4 protein-coding genes are annotated in these 1,955 nt (G+C 69.6%); all 4 read left to right on the plus strand.

Going from position 1 to position 1,955, the window contains the following annotated elements; all coding sequences use genetic code 11:
* Window positions 1-981: hypothetical protein (locus Q8Q85_06630; protein MDP3773927.1), on the plus strand; the 981-nt coding region annotated here is incomplete at its 5' end.
* On the plus strand, window positions 978-1,466 hold the full coding sequence (locus Q8Q85_06635) for a hypothetical protein (protein MDP3773928.1): 489 nt from the start codon (window positions 978-980) through the stop codon (window positions 1,464-1,466). The genes Q8Q85_06630 and Q8Q85_06635, both read left to right, overlap by 4 nt.
* Complete coding sequence (locus tag Q8Q85_06640; GenBank protein MDP3773929.1) at window positions 1,463-1,681, plus strand: hypothetical protein; 219 nt, start codon at window positions 1,463-1,465, stop codon at window positions 1,679-1,681. Before Q8Q85_06635 ends, Q8Q85_06640 begins: the two co-directional genes overlap by 4 nt.
* On the plus strand, window positions 1,678-1,955 hold a 278-nt coding region (locus Q8Q85_06645; GenBank protein MDP3773930.1), incomplete at its 3' end, for a hypothetical protein. The genes Q8Q85_06640 and Q8Q85_06645, both read left to right, overlap by 4 nt.

The raw sequence follows: 1,955 nt of genomic DNA on the forward strand, positions 1-1,955 counted from the left end.
CCCCCGCCCACCGTCAACCCGGACGCCATGGGCGCCCCGTGGCGTCGGATCCTGCAACTGACCGTGAACCCGGGCGACTGGGGGACGAAGCTCCTCCCGTGGCCCCTGAACCGGCCCGTCTCCGTGGGCCGCGTCCTGCAACTGGCGTCCCGGCTCGACGTGGATCTCCTGTTCGGCCTCATGCTCGCCCCGGTACCGGGCCAGCGGGACACGTACTTCGTCCTGGACGGGCAGCACCGCATCGCGGCCTTGATGGAGTGGTACAAGCGGCACACAGGAGCATCGCTCCAGCTCACCGTCCTCGTCCTCGGCGGGGAGCGGCCCTCGGCGGCGCTGGGCAGGATCATCGTGAAGCAGAACACGCAGCGGCCCTTGTGCAAGGCGGACAAGCTGACCGCGCTGTCCGGTGAATCCGCGTGGTTGCAGGAGGAGGTGGCGCGCGGGCTCCCCCCGCGGGCGATCCGGGCGTCGACGAGCCAGCTCTGCTGGGCCTCGATCCTCGGCGGTGTCCTCCGAGGCCGCTCGGCCATCGAGGCGAAGACGATCCACGTGTGGGGCCTGGAGGAGTTCTACCTCCTCGACGGGTGGCTGGACCCGGTGAACGTGAACCTGGACCCGGGCGACGTGTTCGAGTTCATCTCGTGGTGGGAGCCGATCGCGCGAGCCTGGCGCTCGACGTACGGTACCCCGGTCGGGTCCTCCGTGGTCGGCATCGCCTACGGGTACATCGCCTGGACGGCGTTCCACGCGAAGAAGTCGACCGCGGCGGAGTGGCAAGCCCAGCTCTCGACCAAGCTGGTAAGCCCCGCCGTGTGCGACGTGCGACACGCGACCTTCGGGGAACCGGAGTTCTTCCGCAAGTTCTGCATCATGGTCAACGACCAGGTGCCCCCGAAAAAGCGCCTCGTCCTCTGTGGCGTGCACGGCTTCGAGCGGCGGACACCCGCGGCACTCGCGGCACTGGCACCGGCGTCCGCGTGATCACGTACAAGGTCGGAAGCGCCGCGGCACCCGCCACGGGCACCTGGCCCTGTGTCATCACGCACGTGGTGAACGACGTGGGCCGCTGGGGCAAGGGCTTCACCGCGTCCCTGGACGAGGTGTACCCCGCGGCGGCGGCGAGCTACCTGGAGTGGTCCTCGCCCGCGCGGCCCAGCTCTGTCCCGTTCCGGCTCGGGAACACGCTCATCGCGGCGTTGGCACCCCCGGACGTGTACGTGGCGCACCTGTGCGCCCAGCACGGCTTGCCAAGCCGTGACAACCCGCACCCGCTGAACCTGGTCACCTTGGAGGCGTGCCTCGGAGAGCTGGCCACGATGCTCGGCCGTGCCCGGCGGGACTACACCGTCGTGATGCCCCGCATCGGCACTGGCTTCGGCGGCGCGAAGTGGTCCACCATCGAACCGATCATCGAGGCGTGCTTCCCCGGGCGCCAGGTGATCGTCTACACGCGGGGGCCGGCGTGAGCGCGACCCTGCCGCGGGTGCATATCCGGTTCGAGCTTGCGGGGCCGTTCTGTACGTGCGCGGGCCCGTGGACCTGGACCGTCAACGGTGCCGGGGAGAACTGCCTCCGGTTCCAATCCTTCACGGTGACGTGCAAGACGTGTAGCGCGGGCGTGACGATCCCAGCCAGCGCGGTCGGGAGCACGATCACCCTGCCACCGAGGGAGACACCGTGAGTGCACTACTCTACCGGCGCAAGCCGCTCACCTTCTCCGTGATCCGCTGGGATAGCGATCCTGCGACGCAAAAGGCCGTCGAGGCGTGGCTGCGCGAGTCCAAGCAAACCGGGCGCGTGGACGGCCGCACTGGCACCCTGGACTTCATACTCGCCGAGCGCAGTGCCTACTGTGCCCCGGGCGACTACCTCGTCCGCGGCATCGACGACGAGGTCTACCCGGTCCTCGCGCGACGCTTTGCGCAGCTCTACGAGGCGGCCCCGGCTGCGCCCGC

It is taken from the genome of Gemmatimonadales bacterium, assembly GCA_030697825.1.
Taxonomy (GTDB): Bacteria; Gemmatimonadota; Gemmatimonadetes; order Gemmatimonadales; family JACORV01; genus JACORV01.